General features: G+C 67.7%; 18 protein-coding genes and 1 pseudogene. 9 read left to right on the top strand and 10 right to left on the bottom strand.

Translation table 11 applies throughout. The features are described from left to right. Positions 1-2: 2 nt before the first annotated feature. Complete coding sequence (locus ABT004_RS22630) at positions 3-869, bottom strand: LLM class flavin-dependent oxidoreductase (protein WP_351339768.1); 867 nt, start codon at positions 867-869, stop codon at positions 3-5. A gap of 172 nt (positions 870-1,041) precedes the next feature. Between ABT004_RS22630 and ABT004_RS22625 the strand changes: the two genes are divergently transcribed. Continuing rightward, a complete protein-coding gene (locus tag ABT004_RS22625; protein WP_351339766.1) occupies positions 1,042-2,241 on the top strand; it encodes a glycosyltransferase family 4 protein in 1,200 nt (399 codons plus the stop codon). A gap of 261 nt (positions 2,242-2,502) precedes the next feature. Here the strand turns inward: ABT004_RS22625 and ABT004_RS22620 are convergent, their stop codons facing one another. The 3 genes from ABT004_RS22620 to ABT004_RS22610 all read right to left on the bottom strand — a co-directional run bounded on the left by ABT004_RS22620 (position 2,503) and on the right by ABT004_RS22610 (position 4,909). Continuing rightward, a complete protein-coding gene (locus ABT004_RS22620; protein ID WP_351339763.1) occupies positions 2,503-3,150 on the bottom strand; it encodes a CE1759 family FMN reductase in 648 nt (215 codons plus the stop codon). Beyond that, entirely contained in the window at positions 3,147-4,232 is a 1,086-nt protein-coding gene (locus ABT004_RS22615; RefSeq protein ID WP_351339821.1) for an LLM class flavin-dependent oxidoreductase, read from the bottom strand. Before ABT004_RS22615 ends, ABT004_RS22620 begins: the two co-directional genes overlap by 4 nt. Before the next feature lie 74 nt (positions 4,233-4,306). After that, complete coding sequence (locus tag ABT004_RS22610) at positions 4,307-4,909, bottom strand: TIGR03086 family metal-binding protein (protein ID WP_351339761.1); 603 nt, start codon at positions 4,907-4,909, stop codon at positions 4,307-4,309. Between the two features lie 99 nt (positions 4,910-5,008). Here ABT004_RS22610 and ABT004_RS22605 point away from each other — a divergent pair, with 99 nt between their 5' ends. Continuing rightward, complete coding sequence (locus ABT004_RS22605; RefSeq protein WP_351339759.1) at positions 5,009-5,836, top strand: DUF6597 domain-containing transcriptional factor; 828 nt, start codon at positions 5,009-5,011, stop codon at positions 5,834-5,836. A gap of 10 nt (positions 5,837-5,846) precedes the next feature. Here ABT004_RS22605 and ABT004_RS22600 read toward each other — a convergent pair whose 3' ends face one another. The 3 genes from ABT004_RS22600 to ABT004_RS22590 form a co-directional block, all read right to left on the bottom strand. Further along, positions 5,847-6,023, bottom strand: a complete 177-nt coding sequence (locus tag ABT004_RS22600) for a hypothetical protein (protein WP_351339828.1) — start codon at positions 6,021-6,023, stop codon at positions 5,847-5,849. Next, on the bottom strand, positions 6,010-6,780 hold the full coding sequence (locus ABT004_RS22595) for an SDR family NAD(P)-dependent oxidoreductase (protein WP_351339756.1): 771 nt from the start codon (positions 6,778-6,780) through the stop codon (positions 6,010-6,012). The genes ABT004_RS22600 and ABT004_RS22595 overlap by 14 nt, the downstream gene beginning before the upstream one ends. A gap of 66 nt (positions 6,781-6,846) precedes the next feature. Continuing rightward, entirely contained in the window at positions 6,847-8,040 is a 1,194-nt protein-coding gene (locus ABT004_RS22590) for an RtcB family protein (RefSeq protein WP_351339753.1), read from the bottom strand. A gap of 201 nt (positions 8,041-8,241) precedes the next feature. Between ABT004_RS22590 and ABT004_RS22585 the strand changes: the two genes are divergently transcribed. The 6 genes and pseudogenes from ABT004_RS22585 (at position 8,242) to ABT004_RS22560 (ending at position 15,089) form a co-directional block, all read left to right on the top strand. After that, positions 8,242-9,120: a DUF3558 domain-containing protein gene (locus ABT004_RS22585; protein ID WP_351339751.1), complete on the top strand. Its 879-nt coding sequence runs from the start codon at positions 8,242-8,244 to the stop codon at positions 9,118-9,120. Between the two features lie 149 nt (positions 9,121-9,269). After that, positions 9,270-10,145, top strand: coding sequence for a DUF3558 family protein (locus tag ABT004_RS22580; protein ID WP_351339748.1), 876 nt, complete (start codon positions 9,270-9,272; stop codon positions 10,143-10,145). 136 nt (positions 10,146-10,281) lie between these two features. Continuing rightward, positions 10,282-10,773, top strand: a pseudogene (locus ABT004_RS22575) (DUF2637 domain-containing protein); the annotation flags it as partial. A 97-nt stretch (positions 10,774-10,870) separates the two neighbouring features. After that, complete coding sequence (locus tag ABT004_RS22570; protein ID WP_351339746.1) at positions 10,871-12,010, top strand: tyrosine-type recombinase/integrase; 1,140 nt, start codon at positions 10,871-10,873, stop codon at positions 12,008-12,010. Next, positions 12,010-14,523 carry a tyrosine-type recombinase/integrase gene (locus ABT004_RS22565; RefSeq protein WP_351339744.1) on the top strand — a complete coding sequence of 838 codons (2,514 nt, stop codon included), beginning with the start codon at positions 12,010-12,012 and terminating at the stop codon, positions 14,521-14,523. Before ABT004_RS22570 ends, ABT004_RS22565 begins: the two co-directional genes overlap by 1 nt. Next, a complete protein-coding gene (locus ABT004_RS22560) occupies positions 14,520-15,089 on the top strand; it encodes a DUF6262 family protein (RefSeq protein WP_351339742.1) in 570 nt (189 codons plus the stop codon). The genes ABT004_RS22565 and ABT004_RS22560 overlap by 4 nt, the downstream gene beginning before the upstream one ends. Positions 15,090-16,244: 1,155 nt before the next feature. On the opposite strand, the gene ABT004_RS22555 is transcribed toward ABT004_RS22560, so the two are convergent. From ABT004_RS22555 to ABT004_RS22545, 3 genes are read right to left on the bottom strand one after another with little or no spacing between them, the layout of a single operon-like run. Next, positions 16,245-17,018, bottom strand: coding sequence for a hypothetical protein (locus ABT004_RS22555; RefSeq protein WP_351339740.1), 774 nt, complete (start codon positions 17,016-17,018; stop codon positions 16,245-16,247). Next, positions 17,015-19,111: a hypothetical protein gene (locus tag ABT004_RS22550; protein ID WP_351339738.1), complete on the bottom strand. Its 2,097-nt coding sequence runs from the start codon at positions 19,109-19,111 to the stop codon at positions 17,015-17,017. The genes ABT004_RS22555 and ABT004_RS22550 overlap by 4 nt, the downstream gene beginning before the upstream one ends. Continuing rightward, on the bottom strand, positions 19,111-19,479 hold the full coding sequence (locus ABT004_RS22545) for a hypothetical protein (RefSeq protein ID WP_351339737.1): 369 nt from the start codon (positions 19,477-19,479) through the stop codon (positions 19,111-19,113). The genes ABT004_RS22550 and ABT004_RS22545 overlap by 1 nt, the downstream gene beginning before the upstream one ends. A 350-nt stretch (positions 19,480-19,829) precedes the next feature. On the opposite strand from ABT004_RS22545, the gene ABT004_RS22540 reads away from it, so the two are divergent. Beyond that, entirely contained in the window at positions 19,830-20,663 is an 834-nt protein-coding gene (locus tag ABT004_RS22540; RefSeq protein ID WP_351339734.1) for a hypothetical protein, read from the top strand. The last annotated feature ends 133 nt before the right edge of the window (positions 20,664-20,796 follow it).

Raw genomic sequence — 20,796 nt, 5'->3', positions numbered from 1 at the left:
CTCTACAGCTCTGGCGGTCCCGCCTCGATCCGCCGCAGCACCGCCTCGTACGAGTCGATCTTCCCGCCCGTCTGCAACTGCCGCTCGTCCCACCAGGTCGCCCCCGCGTCGGCCAGCGGTCCCACGATGTCGAGCGCGGCCGCCTTGCCGGGCGGCGTGAGCCCGCCGACGACGAACTCGAAGGGGCCCTGGGCGGACTCCCGGTGCTCGTTCACGTAACGGACGACCTCCGCGAACCGGTCCGGGCGCGGCGGCACACCGTGCAGGGCGTCGGCGAACAACGGGGCCGCGCCGTCCCAGCGGGCCGCCCGGCGCATCGGCCGCCGGGCGGGCCAGAAGCCGCCGATCCAGACGGGCGGCCGGGGCTGCTGCACGGTCGCGGGCAGCAGCTGCGTCTCCTGTACGCGGAAGTGGGCGCCGTCGTGGTCCACCTCGGCGCCCGACCAGTACCGGGCGAGCAAGTCCAGCCCTTCGTCGAGGCGTTCGGCGTGCACGGTCCGGTCGACGGTGTCGCCGAAGCTCCCGTACTCGTCGCCGGCGGGGCCGCCGAGACCGGCGCCGAACACGACACGGCCACCGCTCAACGCGTCCAACGTGGCCACCTGCCGGGCGAGTTGCTCGGGTCGATAGCGGGGCACCGCCGTGACGAGCGTGCCGACCCTGAGTCGGGACGTGGCCAGGGCCGCCGCCGTCAGCAGCATCCAGGGGTCGCCGAAGGGCTTGCCGCGCTGCACCTTCTTGTCGTGCACGACGTGATCCCACACCAACAGGCCGTCCCAGCCCGCCTGTTCGGCCGCGACGGCCGTGCGGGCGACGGTGCGGGCGTCGGCGAAGTCACCGAAGTTCGGAATGTTGACCGAGAAGCGCATGCCCTCATAATGTCGGCCGGGGCGCCCGCGCAACAGGGCGCCGCGCGACCTGCCCGGCGGGCGCCCCGGTCGGGTCCGGTGCGGCGGCGGGTCGCCTGTTCGGTGGTCGGCCGAAGGGCTTCTTCCCCGGATCTCACCCGCGGCGCGCGCCTTCCGGGGAACACATGCCCACATGAAGATCGCGTTCCTGCTGCACAACGTGTACGCCGTCGGCGGCACGGCGCGCACCACGCTCAACCTCGCCGCCGCGCTCATCGAGCACGGCGGCCACGACGTGGAGATCGTGTCGCTCTCCCGGCACCGGGAGGCCCCTCGGTTCCCCGTCGACCCGCGGATCACCCTCGTACCCCTGGTGGACCTGCACGCCGGGTCGCCCGACAGGCTCCACCCCGCGTACGGGAAGCGGGCCCGGGTCTACCCCGCCACCGACAAACGCCACCACCAGTACACGCTGCTGCACGACCTGCGCGTACGCGAGTACCTGGAGGAGCGCTGCGAGGCCGACGTCGTCATCGGGACGCGGCCCGGCCTCAATGTCTACCTCGCCCAGTGGGGGCCGAAGCGGGCGCTGCGGATCGCGCAGGAACACCTGCGGCACGACGCGCACAGCGGCCGGCTGCTCAAGACGCTCGCCAGGCGCTACCGGGCGCTGGACGCGCTGGTCACGGTCACGGAGGAGGACGCGGAGGTGTACCGGGCCAAGATGCGGCTGCCCGGCGTGCGGATCCTCTCCGTGCCGAACATCGTGCCGCCGGCCGATGTGCCGCCCTCGGACGGCAGCTCGAAGATCATCGCCGCGGCCGGCAGGCTCACCCCCGGAAAGCGCTACGACCTCCTCCTGGAGGCCTTTGGCGCGGTGTCGGCGAAGCATCCGGACTGGGAACTGCGGATCTACGGCGGCGGCCGGCGGGAACCGCAGCTGCGGGCCCTCGTGGACGAGCTCGGTCTCGGCGGCCGGGCCCGGCTCATGGGGACGGTGTCGCCGATCGAGCCGGAGTTCGCGCGGGCGTCGATCGTGGTGAGCGCCTCCGACGCGGAGTCCTTCGGGATGACGCTGGTGGAGGCGATGCGGTGCGGGGTGCCGGTGGTCAGTACGGACGCGCCGCTCGGCCCCGCCGAGATCATCACGGACGGGGTGGACGGGCGGCTCGTGCCCGTGGGCAACGCGAGTGCGCTCGCCGAGACGGTCATGGACCTCATCGAGGACGAGCCGGCCCGGCGGAAGATGGGGGCGGCGGCGATTGCCTCCGCGCACCGGTACGACCCGGAGCCGATCGTGGCCCGGTACGCGGCGCTCTTCGCGGACCTCTCTGCGACTCGGCGGCGCCGGGCGTGGCAGAAGCTCCGCCGGCTCCGCCACCCGGGACAGTGAACGAGCGACCCCGCACCCCAAGGCCACGGGGCTCCGCCCCGGACCCCGCGCCTCAATCGCCGGCGGGGCTTGATTTTGCCGCAGGAGCTTGATCTATCAAGCCCCTGCGGCGATTGAGCAGGCCCACCCGGCAGGGCCGCTTACAGCCCCTGCGGCGATTGAGCAGACCCACCCGGCAGGGCCGCTTACAGCCCCTGCGGCGATTGAGCAGGCCCGCCCGGCAGGGCTTTCGGGAAGGGGTGGGGTGGGGGAGACAACGGGTCAGCCAACCCGTAGCCCCTCCAGGCGCTCCGCGAAGGGGACGACCTCGAAGCCGTCGTCCGGGTCGACCGAGGTGATCGCGCCATGCAGAGCGCGGGGCGCGATCGCCGGGGCTGTGTCCACGTCAGGGGCCTCCGCGGAAGACCCCATCAACCCCGCCAACTCCCCACCCGCACGGGCGACCCGACCCGCGAGCCCCTCCTCACCCCAGTCCTCCGACGCCGCATAGACCGCCGTAGGAAGGACGATCGACCGCAGGTACGTGAACAGTGGACGCAGCGCATGCTCCGTGACCAGGGAGTGCCGCGCCGTACCCCCCGTCGCCCCGACAAGCACCGGCTTCCCGGTCAACGCATCCTTGTCGATCAGATCGAAGAACGACTTGAACAGCCCGCTGTACGACGCCGAGAAGACCGGCGAGACCGCGATCAGACCGTCCGCCGCCGCCACCGCGTCCAGCGCGGCGGCCAGCCGAACAGGCGGGAACCCGGTGACGAAGTGCTGAGCGATCTCCGTGGCGTAGTCACGCAGTTCGAGCACCTCGACCTCGGCGTCCACCCGCTCCACGGTCGCGGCGGCCAGCCGATCGGCGAGCAGCCGGGTGGACGACGGGGCACTCAGCCCCGCCGACACGACGACGAGCTTCATACCCGGTCGACCCCCTTCGCCGCGACCCGCGCCGCGTGCGTGGGCGCGTCCGGCACGTTCGCAGGACGCTTGTTCGCGAACTCCTTGCGCAGCACCGGCACGACCTCCTCGCCCAGCAGGTCGAGCTGCTCCAGGACCGTCTTGAGCGGCAGCCCGGCGTGGTCCATGAGGAACAGCTGGCGCTGGTAGTCACCCACGTAGTCCCGGAAGGACAGCGTCCGCTCGATGACCTCCTGCGGCGAGCCGACCGTCAGCGGGGTCTGCGAGGTGAACTCCTCCAGGGAGGGGCCGTGGCCGTACACCGGCGCGTTGTCGAAGTACGGGCGGAACTCCCGTACCGCGTCCTGGGAGTTGCGCCGCATGAACACCTGGCCGCCGAGGCCGACGATGGCCTGCTCCGGCGTGCCGTGCCCGTAGTGGGCGTAGCGCTGCCGGTACAGGTTCACCATCTGCTTGGTGTGGGAGGCCGGCCAGAAGATGTGGTTGTGGAAGAAGCCGTCGCCGTAGTACGCGGCCTGCTCGGCGATCTCCGGCGAGCGGATGGAGCCGTGCCACACGAAGGGCGCGACGCCGTCCATCGGGCGGGGCGTGGACGTGAAGGACTGGAGCGGCGTGCGGAACTTGCCCTTCCAGGTGACGACGTCCTCGTCCCAGAGGCGGCGCAGCAGCGCGTAGTTCTCGATGGCGAGGTCGATGCCGTCGCGGATGTCCTTGCCGAACCACGGGTAGACCGGCCCGGTGTTGCCGCGGCCCATCATCACGTCGACCCGGCCGTCCGCGACGTGCTGGAGCATCGCGAAGTCCTCGGCGATCTTCACCGGGTCGTTCGTGGTGATCAGCGTCGTGGACGTGGAGAGGATCAGGTTCTCCGTGCTCGCCGCGATGTGGCCGAGCATCGTCGTCGGCGAGGACGGGACGAACGGCGGGTTGTGGTGCTCACCGGTCGCGAAGACGTCGAGGCCGACCTCTTCCGCCTTGCGCGCGATGGCGAGCATGGCCTTGATCCGCTCGTGCTCGCTCGGGGCTCGGCCGGTCGTCGGGTCGGGCGTGACATCACCGACGGTGAAGATCCCGAACTGCATCGTGCTCACCTTGCTCACCTTCCGCAGGTTGTTGACGCTTCAACTATACCTCCGGAACGGTGCGCGCCCGCACGCTATTCCCCGTACGGGTCCCGGCCCGTGGCGGCCAGCATGCGCGCGAGCGGATCCGCGTCCGCGCCCACCGGCACCGCCGCCCCGAACGCCCCCATCTCCCGGCCCGTCGGCGCCAGCTGCTCCACCACCGCTGTGAGCTCCGACACCACCGCCGGATCGGCCCCGTACTCCTGACCGGTCGCCCGCGCCAGATCCCACGCGTGGGCGGTCAGATCCAGCAGCGCCATCCCGCCCACGGTCCGCGCGGGCATGTTCAGCGCCCCGGTCGTCCCCTCCTCGGCCCCGGGCGTGGACCAGGCCTCGACCAGCGCCTGCGCCTCACGCGCGAACCGCTCCCGCCAGTCGGCCTCCGCCACGTAATCCGGCGGCGCCGTGAAATCGGAATCCTGCTTCACCGCGAGCTTCTGGAACTCGACGACGACGTGGAACAGGTGGTTGGCCAGCGCCCGCACGTCGTAGTTCGCGCACGGCGTGGGGGCGTCGAGGGCCTTGTCCCCGATCCCGGCGACGACGGGAACGGCGCGCGAGACGGCCGCGGCGAGCAGCGCGCCAAGGGGCTTGGTCTGTGTCTGGTTCTGCGTCTGCTTCTCGTTCATGTCCATACTTCGACGCTACGAGCGCACGGCCCGCCCGGCTTGAAGAAACACGACGCGACGGGCGGGCGGACGGGCGATGTCAGTGCCCCGCCCTACGCTCATCTCATGTCACCGGAGAGGTCACCGGAGCGCCCCGACACCCGCGGGATCGTCGACCCGGCCGCACTGCTCACGCGCGTGCGGCTGCGGCGCCACGAGCCCGCCGAATCGCTGCGCCGGTACGTCGAGCACTACTGGTTCATCGACTGGGACCTGCCGGAGCCGTACGCCTCGAACGTGCTGCCCCACCCGTCCGTGCACCTCACCTTCCAGCAGGACGACATCGACCAGCCTCCGTACGGGGAGCTGACCGGTGTCGCCGCGCCCGGCCTCTACACGCGCAAGATCCACGGGCGGGGAAAGGTGTGCGGGGCGAAGTTCCGGCCGGGGGCGTTCCGGCCGTTCGCACCGGGCGCGCCGGTAGCGCAGTGGACGGGCCGGGTCCTGCCCTACGAGAAGGTCTTCCCGGCCACGGATCCGGCGGCCGTCCTCTCCCCCGCCGACGACACCGCCGACGACACCGGCCGGATCGCCGCCCTCGACGCGTACCTGCTGCCGCTGGCCCCCGCCGAACCCGCCCCGCAGGCCGAGCTGGCGATCGGCCTGGTCGACCGGATAAGGGCCGACCGAGGGGTCCGCCGCGTCGCCGACTTCGCGCAGGCCGAGGGCATGACGGTGCTGTCGCTGCAACGCCTCTTCCACGCATACGTGGGCGTCAGCCCGAAGTGGTGCATCCTGCGCTACCGCATCCACGAAGCCGTGGAGACGGCGGCGGCCCGCCGCAACATCGACTGGGCCGCACTCGCCGCCGACCTCGGCTACGCGGACCAGGCCCACCTCGTCCGGGACTTCACGGCGACGGTGGGGGTGCCGCCGACGGCGTACGCGGGCTGAGGCGGCCGCGCTAATTGGCGTGCTTGACCGCGAAGATCATCACGAACGCCACGATATGAATGCCGAACAGGAAGTACCCCAGGTACCACCACATGTACCGCTCGCCGCGCTTTTCCTCCGCGCGACGCCGCTCGTCGTACTCCCGCTGAAGCACGTCCAGCGGATCGCTCGCATCACTGCTGCTCACGATGCACCTTCGTGTTGGACGCCTGCGCACGCGGCCGCACCACCAGCAGGTCGATGTTCACGTGCGGCGGCCGGGTCACGGCCCAGCCGATCGTGTCGGCGACGTCGTCCGCGCTCAGCGGCTCGGCCACACCCTGGTACACCTTGGCGGCCTTGGCCTCGTCCCCACCGAACCGGGTCAGCGCGAACTCGTCCGTCTTCACCATGCCGGGCGCGACCTCGATGACCCGCACCGGCGTCCCGACGATCTCCAGCCGCAGCGTCTCCGCGAGCACGTGCTCCCCATGCTTGGCGGCGACGTACCCGCCCCCGCCTTCATAGGTCCCAAGCCCCGCGGTCGACGACAGAACGACAACGGTCCCGTCCCCACTCGCGGTGAGCGCGGGCAGCAACGCCTGCGTCACATTGAGCGTGCCGATGACGTTCGTCTCGTACATCTGCCGCCACTGCTCGGGATCACCGGTGGCGACAGGGTCGGCACCGAGCGCACCCCCGGCGTTGTTCACCAGCACGCCAATGGTCTTGAACGCCAAGGCGAACTCATCGACCGCGGCCCGATCGGTCACATCCAACGCATACGCCACGGCATCGTGCCCCGCCGCCGTGATCTCCTTGGCGACCGCCTCGATCCGTTCCTGCCGGCGGGCCGTGAGCACCACGCGGTACCCCTCGGCCGCCAGCCGCCGGGCGGTGGCGGCACCAATGCCACTGCTCGCGCCCGTGACGACGGCGATACGGGATGCGGGAGCGGGAGCCATGGCCTTGCCCTACCTTTCGGCGACGATCCAGGAAACGAAGTCCAGGGTACGCGCGGCGCGAGCGGGTCAGCCCTTCACACAGACGACCTGCTTGAGCTTGGCCACGACCTCCACGAGGTCCCGCTGCTGGTCGATGACCTGCTCGATCGGCTTGTACGCGCCCGGGATCTCGTCCACGACGCCGGAGTCCTTGCGGCACTCCACGCCCCGCGTCTGCTCCTCCAGGTCACGCGTCGAGAAGCGCTTCTTCGCGGCGTTGCGGCTCATCTTCCGACCCGCCCCGTGCGACGCGGAGTTGAAGGACGCCGCGTTGCCGAGGCCCTTCACGATGTACGAGCCCGTACCCATGGAGCCGGGGATGATCCCGTACTCGCCGGAGCCCGCGCGGATCGCGCCCTTGCGGGTCACCAGGAGGTCCATGCCGTCGTACCGCTCCTCGCTGACGTAGTTGTGGTGAGCGCTGATCTCCGGCTCGAACATCGGCCTCGCCTTCTTGAACTCCTTGCGGATCACGTCCCTGAAGAGCGCCATCATGATCGTGCGGTTGTACTTGGCGTACTCCTGCGCCCAGAACAGGTCGTTGCGGTAGGCCGCCATCTGCGGGGTCTGCGCGATGAATACGGCGAGGTCGCGGTCGACGAGGTTCTGGTTGTGCGACAGGCCCTGCGCGACACCGATGTGATGGTCCGCCAATTCCTTGCCGATGTTGCGGGAACCGGAGTGCAGCATGAGCCAGACCGCACCCTCAGAATCGAACGTAAGTTCGAGGAAGTGGTTTCCCCCGCCAAGCGTCCCCATCTGCTTCACGGCCCGCCCCTCCCGGAACTTCACCGCATCCGCGACCCCGCCGAACCGTCCCCAGAAGTCGTCCCACCCACCCGTCGCGAACCCGTGCAGCCGCCCCGGATCCACCGGCTCGTCATGCATCCCCCGCCCCACCGGAATCGCCTGCTCGATCTTCGAGCGCAGGCGGGACAGGTCGCCCGGGAGGTCGTTGGCGGTCAGGGACGTCTTGACCGCGCTCATGCCGCAGCCGATGTCGACGCCGACCGCCGCCGGGCAGACCGCGCCCTGCATCGCGATCACCGAGCCGACGGTGGCGCCCTTTCCGTAGTGGACGTCGGGCATGACGGCCAGGCCCTTGATCCAGGGGAGCGTCGCCACGTTCTGGAGCTGCCGCATGGCGGCGCCCTCGACCGTGGCCGGGTCGGCCCACATGCGGATCGGGACCTTGGCGCCCGGAACCTCTACGTATGACATGAAATCCCCCGAGGATCGGATGAGTTGGTTCGGAAGTGGTGAAGCATGCGAAATGGATGTAGCGCAAATACCGTCGCCAGCACGGCAAATCGGATGCCGGACCGGCGTTCACAGCGGCGCGTGCGATACACATAGTGCCCATTGGCCGCACCGCCGCGGCAACCGATTAACCAGGCGCAAGGCGCCGAGAGGAGCCTCAGGGTGCAGCGGAAGTCGTACGCGTTCGTACCGGGCGTCGCCGTGCTCCTTGCGGCTGTGCTCGCCGGCTGCACGAGTGGTTCCGATGACGGCGGCGGCGCCGGCGACTCGAAGCCCGGTGAGCCGAGCGCCACCGCGTCGACCGCGGAACCGGGCAAGTACCGGACGCTGCCCGAGCCGTGCGGCCAGCCCGACCAGGACACGCTGGACGAGATGCTCCCCGGCATCAGGAAGCTCCCGGACGCGGAGCAGCGGGAGAAGGCGTACGAGGGTGTGGCCACGGTCACGTACGACACGGATCGCCGGGTCGGGTGCCGGTGGAAGGACGATTCGGCCCCGGGCGGCACGCATCGGCTGAGCCTCGACTTCGAGCGGGTGGTGTCGTACGACACGGCGGTGAGCGACGACGACCGCGCGGCGGCCGTGTTCGCGTCGAAGGTGGATGCGGCGCATCTCCCGGAGCCGGTGGCGTCGGATGCGTCGGCCTCGGCGTCGAAGGCCGCGTCGGACGAGCCGTCCGATGGCGCTTCATCATCGACCTCGGCTTCCGACTCCCCCTCCAAGGGAGCCGACAGTTCCGGCAATTCGGACTCCCCGGACCCCTCAGGCTCCGGCAGCGGTTCGCCGTCCGCGACCCCCGTGGATCTTCAGCCGCGACTGCTCGACGATCTCGGTGACGAGGCGTTCGTCGACGACGTGCTGGCGGGTCCGACGACCGGTCGGCACCGCACGGTGACTGTGGCGTTCCGCACGTCGAATGTGTTGGTGACCGTCCGGTACGAGGTGCAGTCGGCGACCGTCGCAAAGGTGCCGGACAGCAAGGAAATGCAGGACACAGCGCAGAATCTGGCCGGAAACCTGGTCGGCAAGTTCGGCGATTAGGGGCATTAGGGCACGGCCCGATGGCATGGTGAAGGCGAGACGGGCGCGTCGGCCACGGCGTACGGTGACCCATCGGACCCCAGTCGTGAAGGTCGAATGGTCATCACGTGTCGGGTCCGTGGCCCTGTCAGCGTCCTAGTGAAGGAACCATGCACCGTCCGACCAAGCGACTCACCCGCACCCTTGTCTGCGCGGCCGCCGTGCCTGCGGTTCTCGTCGTAGCCGGCTGCTCGTCCGGTTCCGGTTCCGACAGCGCGAAGGACGACTCGCAGGCGAAGGCCTCGGCCTCGACCTCGGGCGCCAAGGCGAAGAAGGTCACGCCCGCGACGTACAAGCAGCTGCCGCAGGCCTGCGACGCGTTCTCGAAGAGCACGCTGAAGGACCTCGTCCCGAAGGGCGAGAGCAAGGCCGGCGCGTCCGACGACGAGTCGACGCGCGCGAGCTGCTCCTGGTCCAGCCTGGACAACAACGGCGTGAAGGGCTCCCAGTTCCGCTGGCTCAATGTCTCGTTCGTCCGTTTCGAATCGGATGTGAACCGGGGCAGCGGCGACAAGCTGGCCGAGAACTACTACGCGAAGCAGATCAAGGACGCCAAGGCGACCTCGGACGCGAAGGACGTCAAGTCGACGCCGGTGTCCAAGACGGGCGACGTGGCGACGCAGATCGGCTACGACCGCAAGTACAAGGACAAGAAGGACACCGTCACGTCCAAGCAGCAGACGGTCGTCTCGCGCGTGGACAACGTCGTGGTGACGGTCGACTACAACGGTTCGGGTCTCGCGGGCGACGAGGCCCCGTCCGCGAGCTCGCTGTCGAAGGACGCGCAGAAGGCGGCGAAGGAAGCGGTGGCCAAGGTCATCGAGTCCGCCAAGGGCGGCGCGTCCTCGGATTCGTCCGGCTCGGCGAAGCCGTCGGCGTCCGCCTCGGAGTCCAAGAAGCCCTCGGAATCCAAGAAGTCCAAGGAGTCCAAGGAGTCCAAGGAGTCGGCGTCCCCCAAGGAGTCGGAGTCCAAGAAGGGCGCCTGAGCGCGGCCCGTTGACCTCCTGACGGAAGCCCGGTCCCCCTCGGGGGGCCGGGCTTCCGTGCGTACCGGCCCGCACCCCTGCGCGTGCATGTGCCAGTCTGTTGGCCGCAACAGCCGGAACTTGGAGGGGAAGTGGAGTGGCCGCGCCACTGAAGCTGACACGGACGCACCGGATACTCGTGGGGGTGGTCATCGCCGGGGCGGTGGTCATCGCCGCCATCGGTTTCGCCGGTTCGTACGCCGCTGTGCGGGAGTTGGCCCTGGAGAAGGGCTTCGGGAACTTCTCGTACGTCTTCCCGATCGGTATCGACGCCGGTATCTGCGTGCTCCTCGCGCTGGATCTGCTGCTGACGTGGATCCGGATCCCGTTCCCGTTGCTGCGGCAGACGGCGTGGCTGCTGACGGCGGCCACGATCGCCTTCAACGGCGCGGCGGCCTGGCCCGATCCGCTGGGCACCGGCATGCACGCGGTGATCCCGATCCTGTTCGTGGTGGCCGTGGAGGCGGCCCGGCACGCGATCGGGCGGATCGCGGACATCACCGCGGACAAGCACATGGAGGGCGTGCGCATCACGCGCTGGCTGCTCGCTCCGCTGCCCACGTTTCTGCTGTGGCGGCGGATGAATATCTCTATGCCGCTCTGACCCGTCAGGGACGTACGGCACGTCTCGTCACTCGTTCGTGGCTCACAAGTATCTACAACGCGGGAGTCACGTTAGGTACGGCATGAACGCCGACGCCTTTCAGGCTGAACGGGCCCTGTCTCCCACTGGGGATGTGCAGAGCACTCGCTGGGTCATCCTCGATCCTCAGCTCGTGATCCACCGGGAGGGGACGGACTTCCTGACGTTCCTGCACGGTGCTGACCGGTCTGTGAACACCATCAGGGTCTACGCCGGGCGCCTGGCCCTGTTCCTGACCTGGTGCGCCGAGTACGCGGTCGACTGGAGGACCGTCACGCTGGCCTCGATGGCGCGCTTCCGGTTCTGGCTGGAGTCCACTCCAGGTCGACGAGGCAAGTCCCGCTCCGGGGCGACGGTCAACGCGACGATCACGGCGGTGGTGGAGTACCTACGGTATTGCGCTCTTCACGGCGTGATCGCGCCGGAGGTGGCGGACCGCTTGTCGCAGCCGCGCTATCTCGCGACACCGCCGCCCGGCTTCGATACCGGTGAGCGCGGGCAGTTCCGCACAGTGCGCGCGAAGGCGATCAAGTCGCTCGAGGTGGAGAAGCCCTACGAGGCGCTGTCCGAGGAGCAGGTCGCTGCGGTGGTGGCCGGGTGTCGTACGGCTCGGGACCGGTTCCTGGTGGTGCTGATGCTGGCGACCGGCATCCGTATCGGGGAGGCTCTGGGGCTGCGAAGGCAGGACATGCACTTCCTCCCGGACTCCCGTGCCCTCGGCTGCAGCGTGTGCGGGGCCCACATCCACGTGCGCCACCGCCGCGACAACGAGAACAAGGCCCTTGCCAAGTCCCGCTATCCGCGGGTCGTCCCTGTCGATGGGCCCGCGGTGGCTGAGTATGTGGCCTATCGTGCCGACCGCGATGTCGTGGTCGAGGCCGAGGCGAACGACCTGGTCTTCGTCAACCTCTACCAGCGGCCTCTAGGCAAGGCGATGACCTATCAGGCCGCGAAGGGCATGTTCGAGCGGCTGTCGCGGCAGTGCGGGTTCGTCGTACGCCCGCACATGCTTCGGCACACCGCCGCGACGGCCTGGGTTCGAGCCGGCGTGCCGATCGACGTCGTGCAACAGCTGATGGGGCACGTGTCGGCCGCTTCCACCGCGATCTACCTGCATGCCAACGAGCAAGAGAAGCGGGATGCCGTGGAGCGTGTGGCGGCGCGGCGGGCGGTGACTGCGTGATGCAGCAAGTACTCGCTTCGCCCTTGCCCTCGCGGTCGGATCCCGAGACGCCGGGCGCTGGCTGGTTGGCTTGGCTGCGCCAACACGTGCAGCCCGACTGGCGTCCGGGCGAGTGGGACCACGAGCGGATGTTCTTCGACGGTGATCTGGACAGCGACGCCACTGGTGCGTCGCGGTGCAAGGTAGCCACCTGCCAGACGCCGTGCCCTGGTCGCGTCGGCCGGTGCTCGCCCTGCAAGGCGGCTGCCCGGTCGAGCGATCTGTCGGCCGATGAGTTCGACGCGACGTACCAGCCGCCCCGGCAACGGCGCGCACGCGGACTGTCGGATCGTGAGGCGTGCTTGGTTGCTGACAGCTCGGGGCGATGCGCACGGGAAGCGGTAAGTCACGGGCTCTGTCCCACACATGCCTCGACCTTCAACGAGCGCAGAAGACGCAGCCCCGAGCTGAGCGTTGCAGACTGGCAGCGCTCGACGCGCCCCCAGCCGCTGCCGCACCAGGGAGAATGCCTCGTCGGCGGGTGCGTCCGTGAGCAGCAACAACTTCGCTTGTGTGGGTCACACCATGGGAAGTGGCGCCGCGAGATCAGCAACGGCAGGCGCACTCCCGACCAGCTTCTGAAGTGGGCTGCTGCTGCCGGCCCGTTCCTGCAGGTCCATCAGTTCTGGTGCGGCGGACTTCACCCCGTCGTCGCCCACGAGCTGCTGCTCGGACTGCAGGAACGCGACCGGGCAGGGCTGAGCATCAGTCCGCTCTCGGTACGGCTCGCCATCGCAGCCGTCGCAGACGTGGACAGCCTGTGCAGCCTGGACGTGTCGGCGCTGCGGCTCGGCGGGCAGCAGGGCAGCAGCCCGGCGCGAGCCTTGCTGGGGCAGATCCAGCGCATGGTCGAGCGCGCTCGGCGGCAGTACGAGGGGGCCGATCCGATGGCGGGTGAGGTCTGGGACGCGGCCGCCGTGGGGCTGTGGGCCGCAACCCATCGTCGCTACGACGCGGTGAAGGGCGACATCGATTTCCGTGTCGTTCGGCAGCAGTGGTTGCGCGCACTGCTGATGGAATGGGCCCGCTCGGTTCGGCCGACCATCCAGGAACTGCGCACCTCCCTGCTGGCCTTCTCCGCCGCGTCCGAGGGGTTGGCCCAGAGGGCCGGTGGCGGCGATGCTCCTTCGCGTCTCGGCGCTGCTGACATGACGGCTGCTGTCGACGCGATCAAGAAATCCCGGAAGCAGAACGGGGAGCCTCGGGCATCTGCCACCCAGGACAAGCTGGTCAGAGCGTGGTTCGCCGTGCTGGAGTTCGCCCGTGCAGGCGGGCTGATGGACGACGTTCCCGGTACCTTCAGCCGGGCTCGCCACCACCGTGTGGCTCCCGTCGAGGTCAACGAGGAACAGATCGGCCGAGCGTTGCCCGACACCGTCATTCGTCAGCTGAACGCCCAGCTGGATCTGCTAAGCGCCTCCCAGCGGGGCTGGCCGAAGGACCTTTCCCAGCTGTTCCACCAGACCATCTACGCCGTCCTGCGTGACACCGGGCGCCGCCTGAGCGAGGTCGCTAGCCTCAAGGTGGGCTGCGTCGAGCAGGAGGACGAGCACTACCAACTGATCTACGACAACCACAAGGCCAAGCGGAACGGCCGCCGCCTGCCCATCGCGCAGAGCACAGCCGAGTTGATCATCCGCTGGGAACAGCGCCGTGCCGAACTCCCGCTGACCGAGCGCGCGGGACAGTGGCTCTTTCCCAGTGCCATGCACGGCTCCGGCCGCGGAAACGGGCACATCCGGGGTGACAGCATCTCAGCGGTACTACGCACCTGGGTGGACTCGCTCCCCCGCATCGACAGCGACATCCCGGGGCCGGACGGGCAACCGATGCCCTTCGACCGCTCCCAGATCACCGCTCACGCCTTCCGCCACACCTACGCCCAGCGGCATGCAGACGCCGGTGTACCCGTCGATGTCCTGCGCGACCTCATGGATCACGCCTCGGTCGACACGACCATGGGCTACTACCAGGTGACCTTGAAACGTAAACGGGAAGCTGTGCGAGCCCTGGCCCCCCTGGCCGTGGACCGCACCGGACGGTCGGCCCCTCTCGCCCAGAGCAAGTACGAGATCGCTTCGGTCGCCGTCCCGTTCGGCAACTGCACTGAGCCATCCAACGTCAGCGCTGGCGGCGGCTCCTGTCCGCTTCGCTTCCAGTGCTCGGGCTGCCCCTTCTATCGCCCCGACCCGTCCTACTTGCCAGCAATCGAAGATCACGTACGTGGTCTGAAAGCAGACCGCGAGGCAGCTGATGCCATCGGTGCCGCCGACTTCGTTGTGACCAACATCAACGCCGAGATCGACAGCTACCAGGACGTGGCCGCCACCATGCGCGACGAGCTCGCCTCACTACCCGATGACGAGCGGCACGAGATCGAGGAAGCAAGCAAGATCCTCCGCAAGTCCCGGGCCACCGCGTCCCACAAGCTCCTGCCGCTGACCGTGGTCAAGTCGCGCGAGGAGGATCAGTGACCGGTCACGAAAGCCGAGCTGCCGCGCTCAAGGCTGCGCGAGAGCGCGACAGCCAGAACAAGCGACGCCGCGTGCTGGAAGTTCTCGACTCCCTGCAGCGCGCGGGCACGAAGATCACGTTCGCCAGAGTTGCCAAGGAGGCAGGCGTTTCCAGCTGGCTCGCGTACTCACCGGGGCTGCGCGAACACATCGACGCCGCCCGCCGGCGCCAGGAGGAGCTCGGCATCGAGGCGACAGCCGACGCCGTCCCACCACAGACCCGCGTCAGCACCGCCAGCCTGAAGACCGACCTCGTGCTTGCCCAGCAGCAGGTCAAGGACCTCCGGGAAGAGCGCAACCGGCTGCGCGAACGACTCCGCCTCCAGCTCGGCACGGAACTGAACAACACCGACACCAGCGAACTCACAGCCCGCGTAGAGGAATTGAGCCGCGCGAACACAGCGCTCACCAAGGATCTCCAGCAAGCCCAAGCCGACAACAAGGCACTGCGCGCCACGATCGAGGACCTGGAGGACGACCTGACCGCAGCCCGGCAGAGTCTGCGCAAAATGATGCGCGCCACGTAGATCCAGATCAGGCTGCCACCACTCAGCACCGGAGCGACAGCATCGCCCGTACGATGCCGGTGCTGAACACAGTCCCGCCGAAGGAGGAACAGCGCATGGCCAGGAGGCAGAGCCCGGTCCGGCCCATCCATTTCCTCCTGGCTCCGCTCATGGCACGGCGCCTGTACCTATGGACGCTGGACAACCCCGGTCTCACCTACCGGGAAGCGCTGAAGTGGGAGAGCCGCTGGCAGCACGAGCGTGCCCGGCTGCGACAGGCTTATGGGCGATGGCTGTGGCGCCTGAAGGCGCCTCGGTTGGAACGGACTCCTCTGCGCGCTGGCCTCTTCAGCCCGGCTTTCCTCGCCGAGATGCGCTCCGTCCAGAGATCCATGAGCAGCAGTTGAGCAAAGCGGTGCCAGGCGGGCCCTTGCACCCACGCGAACCTGAACCCGCCACTCACCTCGAGACGGCCGAATCGTAGAAAGGGAGGACGTGGAGAACCGGTTCGCAGGAGGGTGCTCGTCCTGTTCCGTGTGGGTGGCTGCACACGGTGGGTTCGTACGGAGAAGTGAGAGAGGCACCTGGGAGGTGCGCTGCGCGACGTGCCGCCACGTGGACAAGCTCGTCGAGGCGGACGACTTTGACCCCGACGAACTCACCCTGCCCGCGGCGCCATCGCCCGGGGCCGCTCCCAGCCTGCCCCTTCGTGTCCTCGGACTGAACCGATCCTGTTGGAAGTGCGGAAGAGGCACCACCTGCATTGTCGGGCTCTATCCGGCTCGGCCAGCACGCGGGTACTGCGGGCTCTACACCACGGAGAGCGCCCGAACCATGGCACTCGCCGTGCGGCTTCTAGGGAAACACGGCCTGACAGACCTAACGGCACCAGTGAGGCTCAGATACAGCGAGACCATGTGTGCCCGATACCTGGCCAACGGGTGCCAGCACTGTGACGCCCTCCAAGGGAATTTCCCTGTTCAGGAGGAAGCGTTCGCACGAGTTGCGGCAGCTGGCGGGCCGGACGGGCTCAACGCCCTACTCATCGCCGAATGCCCTGCCCTCGCCTGGCAGGAAGTGGTGCACGATACCGGCGGCGGTGTCATCGCTGTGTGAAGCCAGGGCGATGCAGGTCAGATGGCGCTCAACGGAGCGCTCTTGTGCGGGGATTGTTGGTCAAAACTCTGCGCGCGGCTCCTGTGCGAGGTTACGTCCGCTGCCATTGAATCCTGCCGTACCGCCTATTCCAAGGTGTTCCAAGGTGCGATTCATGACCTGGACTGCGAGATCCAGCGACTCCTTGTCTTCGATAACGCTGAACACTTCCTCTATTTTACTTCGGACGAGGAGTTTTTCGTCACTGGTCTGATCGACCTTGGCGGCATGAAGCGCCTTCTGTAGCACGGCAAAGGCGCGTAGGAACGATTCGACCTTCTTCTCCGGGTCGCCGGTCGCGAACTGAAGCTCGGCATACCGGCTGACCCACCAAACCGGTCCGAGGGTCTGATCAGTGAGCCGATCGAACAGTAGCTCGAGTTCGACAGTCTGTCGTGCATGTGCTGACCGCAGAACTACTTCTTCTTCAGCCCGCTGCTGTGCCAGTTGTTTATCTGCCTTCGTGATCCTAAGGCGCACGCCTGCCTCAACACCGATGCGCTGCTCGGCATCCCATATTTCCTGACAGAGCGCAGTGTTCATGGCGTCCTCTGCTGCGCAAAAGTCCAGCATCCGATACTGACCAGCCACACCCTCCAGCGCTGCTGTGAGGAGGTGGCGCGCCAGGCCATCGGGAGCTAGGGGTCGGGGAGCGGAGGATTCACCGTTAATGCGCCAGCGGTAGTGGACGGTCGCACGGAAGTACAACCCGCGATCCTTGCTTTCCAGTGATGCCGAGAGGGAGCGACGATTGAAGAATCGTCGCCCCCTTCGCCAGCCAAGAACTCGAATCATGGTGCTGCGGAATCCGCCTCAGGTGAGTCAGGAACGGTCTGCTGTGCCGGCGTGGGCGCGAACGGCACGGCAGGCCCACCCGGTGCCACGCCGTACGCCCTCTGGTACTCCACAAAAAGGGAAGCGAGTAGGGCGTCCTTCAACCGGCCGTCAGGCTTTACGACATCCCGCAGGGGAGCCTTGGCGATGCCCGTAACCCGGCTGAGCGCGATGATGATTTCGACCACGGGGCCCTCTGGCAACAAACCGTCCTCAGCGCTCCGGCGCCAGGTCAGCAGAACTTTCTGGGCTTGGGGCAAATCTTCACCGTTTTGAACGATGTGCTCCCATCCCTCCAGAAGGCGTCGACGTACTACTTCGCCTGCCTTACCCGTCTGATTGAGCGCCACTGCCAGAGGGGTCTTATCAAGCTGATCGACGCTAGAGGGAACGGTGAAGACGTCGTAGAAGACGCTCCATGCCGTTCCGGTCGGCTTACCTGAATTCGTGATCCAGTGGACGACGGTGTCGGTCACGAGAGGTGCGAGATCCCCATCCGCGGCCAATGTACGCACAGCTTCGATGGCTTCCCGTTGTGCCACCTGTTGCGGGTCCTGAGAACCCGGCGAGTTGATGATGTAGCGAGCTCGGGTCAAAGCTTGGCTGGGGTACTCCTTCCCGAAGGAACCTGCGCAAGCTCGGGCGACGGCACGTTGGCGTGCCGGTTCCGATCTCCCTGCGGCCCACTTCGCCAGCTCAACCCTTGCCTGACTACCCAGCGTAGCGTGCACGGCGAGATCGGAAATGAGGTCGCCGACAAGCTCCAGATGCTGCTTACTGCCGTTACGGAGCCAGCCTTCTGCCAGATCGAATAGGGGCTCTATGCCCACCGTCTCAGCAAGTTGAGTGAGCGAAGAAGCGAGCGCTTCAAGGTGACCCTCGGCCGGCCCCTGACTGATGTCCTGGAGCCACTGGGTGAGCACCTCCTCAGTCAGCTGCGTGTGCCTCGTCCAGAGGTATCGCAGGATTGCTGGCCCTTGCGACTCGTGGTCAAGTGATGCAACACCAGTAGCCTCGTTGAAGGACATATCTGCTGGCTCGAGGCGCGTCGGTGCGTCCGGCATCGCGAGGAGCCCACCCTCAGGCATGGGTAGGTTGACTTTGCGGGCCTCAAGCAGGAGGTCAGCGCTGTTCAGCACTACCGCAGCTGGCGCCCTATCCAGGAAGGCGCCAGCGATTCGGACGGCTCGCGTTTCGACTCCTTCCCGGCCTCCGGCGCTGAACCAGTCCCTCAGGTGGTTTTCCCAGCCCTTGTACTCATCAAGAGCTTCCTTGTCTGTGACGTGCTTGGCCCTTGCAATGATCGATGCCAGCCGAACCGCTTCACCGGGTGCGCAACCTTTCGGCAAAAGGCCAAAGAACACGCCTTCTTCGTTGTCAATCCAGCCAGAGCGATCCCGCGTCTGCTCTTTGCTCTCCAGATACTTCTTGACAACATCACCGGGCTTTGGGCGATCGATCTCCACCACGAAGATCTCGGGATGGAGCGCGCCTGCTCGCGCCTGGGACCAGACGGCCCTCGTGGCAGTGATGACCATGTAGCTGCCTGCATTGCGCAGCGTGGACGCATACGTCGCTAGATCGCTATAGAAAGCATCGGGGAGGGACTGAGTAACACCACGCAGGTTGAGGAGATAGCCCGCGCCGCGCTCTACGGGCAGGCAGTCAACGTCCGGTTCATCCCAGTCAGGCCGTAGTTCGAAGAAGCGATCAGACGGGAGGTTTGTGGTGGCCAGCAGACGGAGCGCTGCCGACTTGCGGCCATGCTGCTCGGGAGCCAGCAGGACCACGATGCGGGCGGCTGTGCTCCCGTAGGAGGTTCGGATCGCTTGACCAGCCCTGTCAAAGCTGGTGTTTTTCTCGTCGCCAGGGGTGACGAAGCGGTTGGCCGGCATCAACGTGTCAGGGCTGATCGCACGCGGGCGCAAGCGCCGCAGTCCGGTCAGGTAATTCGTGATGTTATTGTCCCGGCCAGCAACGTTCTGGTCACCGTGGACGACATTGTCCTTGACCTCCTGTTCCACCGAGGGCTCAGGCGGGGTCGGCAACGACATCAGCGAGCTCCTCCGAAGTTGTTGTCCCGGCCAGCAACGTTTTGGTTGCCGAAGACGAAGTTGCTCTTAACGTCCTGCTTCACTGAGGCATCGGTAGGCGGCTCCACACCCTGCGCCTTCAGCGCATCGAGGAGCTCCTGGATTGTGTCGGGCTCGTCGCCGACGCAGGAGGCCAGAATCTCGCGCACCTGTGGCTCCACAGCGTTGATCATCGCCTCCCTCTGGTCAGGCTCAGCAGCCGCTACTACCTGCTCCAGCGAGTCGAGTCGAGCCACCGCCTCGGTTTCACCCTCAGCTGCACCACCGTGACGACGGCGTCGGAATGTGACCAGGCTCTTGAGGGCGGGCTTCCAAAGTTCGGTGCCCATGGCTCCCCCCATAGAGGCAGCGGCTGTGAGCAGAAGATCGGCCGATGTTGTCACGACAAACTCCCCCATGCGTGGCCGTCACAGCTCGGTCCTGCAGGCCTAAGATCCTGCTGTTCACTGCGACTTGTAGGAGGATGGTATGTCCACGTCGATCGTTTCAGGTGCCGAGCGAACACGGTGGCTTGATTCTGTTGATGGTGTAAGTGCCCTTGCAGCTCCAGAAGAACGCGAGCCAAGTAGCCACGCCTGAAAGCAGGCCTGCAGCACCTTTAAGTGCCCGCGTACCTCACATCCCAGACATCTCTTTTGCGCCTCCACCTGTAGAGACGTGCCGTTGACTAGAGATAAGGATGAAGCTGTGGGAGCTGCGTTCGTACGACGAGGTCATCAAGCTGGAGCAGGAGCGGCTGGTCTATCGGGCGCGGCTGCATTCCCGGTTCGGGCGGGCGTGGCGGCGGAAGGCTCCGGTGGAGTCGCTGATGCCGTTGCGCCTCGCACGGTACGGGGTTCCGCTGTCGCAGACCGCGCCGGAGGGTCTCGCGGCGGCGGGCATCGAGGCGCCGCTGCTGCCGCCCGTTCCCGCCCGGCAGGAGGCGCCGCAGCTGGCTCCAGCGGCTCCACCGGCCGCTGCCCCGGCCGTGGCCGTGGAGCAGAACGCCGGCTACGTTCCCCCGGCGTTCAACGGGCAGTTGCGCAAGGAATATCGCGGCGGCTACGACCCGGAGTTCGATCCGTCGGTGTACGTTCCCGAGCCGGAGCACCAGGGGCGCTACGAGGAGCAGCCGCCGCGGGCACCGCAGCCGCAGGCCCCGCAGGCCCCCGCCCCGGTACCGGCTCCCCGCGCTGCGGAGCCCGAGCCGCAGCCGCAGTACCGGGAGCCCCAGTACCCGGAGCCGGAGTACCAAGAGCCGCAGTTCCGGGAGCCGGAGTTCCCTGTGCCCAATGGGGCGGGTGGGACGCGGCCGTTGGGTGAAGGTGCGCCGGAGCTCGTCGAGCAGCCGACGGACGACGAGCTGTACCAGGTGTTCCGCGGCTCGATAGAGGGCGAGGGGCTGCCGACACCGAAGGCGTTCGCGGCGAACGCGGAGGCGCAGTACGGGGTGCGGATGACGGCGGAGGACGTGTCCCGGTACATGAACCAGTTCGCGGTCCGCTTCGAGCAGGACATGATGAGCGAGGCGTAGGCAGGCACGTGAAGAGGGGCGGGGGGGGGGGGCCGGCGCGGGGGGGAGTTTGGGCGGATCGGGCTGGGGGGCGGGGGGGGGCGGGGCAGGCGCGGGTGCTGGAGCAGGCGCTGCCGGGGCCGCGAAGGACGGC

It is taken from the genome of Streptomyces sp. NPDC002790 (assembly GCF_040295505.1).
Taxonomy (GTDB): Bacteria; Actinomycetota; Actinomycetes; order Streptomycetales; family Streptomycetaceae; genus Streptomyces.
The sequence above is the reverse complement of the archived record's forward strand: the minus strand, read 5'-3'. Positions and strand labels throughout refer to the sequence as shown.